Consider the following 2,150-nt stretch of genomic DNA (forward strand, 5'->3'; position numbering starts at 1 on the left):
TTCAAAGCCTCCCACCTATCCTACACATGTAGGGTCAATGTTCAGTGCCAAGCTGTAGTAAAGGTTCACGGGGTCTTTCCGTCTAGCCGCGGGTACACTGCATCTTCACAGCGATTTCAATTTCACTGAGTCTCGGGTGGAGACAGCGTGGCCATCATTACGCCATTCGTGCAGGTCGGAACTTACCCGACAAGGAATTTCGCTACCTTAGGACCGTTATAGTTACGGCCGCCGTTTACCGGGGCTTCGATCAAGAGCTTCGACCGAAGTCTAACCCCATCAATTAACCTTCCGGCACCGGGCAGGCGTCACACCGTATACGTCATCTTGCGATTTTGCACAGTGCTGTGTTTTTAATAAACAGTTGCAGCCACCTGGTATCTGCGACTCTCAATAGCTCCATCCGCGAGGGACTTCACCGTCGAGAGCGTACCTTCTCCCGAAGTTACGGTACCATTTTGCCTAGTTCCTTCACCCGAGTTCTCTCAAGCGCCTTGGTATTCTCTACCCGACCACCTGTGTCGGTTTGGGGTACGATTCCTTACAATCTGAAGCTTAGAGGCTTTTCCTGGAAGCATGGCATCAATGACTTCACATCCGTAGATGCTCGACGTCGTGTCTCAGCCTTAAGAGAAACCGGATTTACCTAATTTCTCAGCCTACGCACTTGAACCTGGACAACCGTCGCCAGGCCCACCTAGCCTTCTCCGTCCCCCCATCGCAATTGTAAGAAGTACGGGAATATTAACCCGTTTCCCATCGACTACGCCTTTCGGCCTCGCCTTAGGGGTCGACTTACCCTGCCCCGATTAACGTTGGACAGGAACCCTTGGTCTTCCGGCGAGGAGGTTTTTCACCCCCTTTATCGTTACTCATGTCAGCATTCGCACTTCTGATACGTCCAGCATGCGTTACCACACACCTTCAACCGCTTACAGAACGCTCCCCTACCCAATATACAAAAGTATATTGCCGCAGCTTCGGTTTACTACTTAGCCCCGTTACATCTTCCGCGCAGGCCGACTCGACCAGTGAGCTATTACGCTTTCTTTAAATGATGGCTGCTTCTAAGCCAACATCCTGGCTGTCTGAGCCTTCCCACATCGTTTCCCACTTAGTAGTAATTTGGGACCTTAGCTGGCGGTCTGGGTTGTTTCCCTCTCCACGACGGACGTTAGCACCCGCCGTGTGTCTCCCGGATAGTACTTACTGGTATTCGGAGTTTGCAAAGGGTTGGTAAGTCGGGATGACCCCCTAGCCTTAACAGTGCTCTACCCCCAGTAGTATTCGTCCGAGGCGCTACCTAAATAGCTTTCGGGGAGAACCAGCTATCTCCAGGTTTGATTGGCCTTTCACCCCTAGCCACAAGTCATCCGCTAATTTTTCAACATTAGTCGGTTCGGTCCTCCAGTTGATGTTACTCAACCTTCAACCTGCCCATGGCTAGATCACCTGGTTTCGGGTCTATATCCAGAGACTGAACGCCCAGTTAAGACTCGGTTTCCCTACGGCTCCCCTAGATGGTTAACCTTGCCACTGAATATAAGTCGCTGACCCATTATACAAAAGGTACGCAGTCACAGGACAAAGCCTGCTCCTACTGCTTGTACGTACACGGTTTCAGGTTCTATTTCACTCCCCTCACAGGGGTTCTTTTCGCCTTTCCCTCACGGTACTGGTTCACTATCGGTCAGTCAGTAGTATTTAGCCTTGGAGGATGGTCCCCCCATATTCAGACAGGATATCACGTGTCCCGCCCTACTCGATTTCACTGAACACACGTCGTCAACTACGGGACTATCACCCTGTATCGTCGGCCTTTCCAGGCTGTTCGTCTAACGCGTGTAAAGCTTAAGGGCTAGTCCAATTTCGCTCGCCGCTACTTTCGGAATCTCGGTTGATTTCTTTTCCTCGGGGTACTTAGATGTTTCAGTTCCCCCGGTTCGCCCTGTTGAGCTATGTATTCACTCAACAGTAATACCTTATGGTATTGGGTTTCCCCATTCGGAAATCCCAGACTCAAATGGTTTTTACTACCTAATCTGGGCTTATCGCAAGTTAATACGTCCTTCATCGCCTCTGACTGCCAAGGCATCCACCGTGTACGCTTAGTCACTTAACCATACAACCCGAAGGAGTTTCGAGTTGAT

At 50.7% G+C, this 2,150-nt stretch carries 1 rRNA gene; it reads right to left on the reverse strand.

The window, feature by feature from the left end:
• A 23S ribosomal RNA gene (locus tag R7127_RS25990) occupies nucleotides 1–2,122 on the reverse strand; the annotation flags it as partial.
• Nucleotides 2,123–2,150 lie beyond the last annotated feature (28 nt).

Origin of the sequence: Vibrio sp. 1159 (genome assembly GCF_033340395.1) — a bacterium.
GTDB lineage: Bacteria > Pseudomonadota > Gammaproteobacteria > Enterobacterales > Vibrionaceae > Vibrio > Vibrio alginolyticus.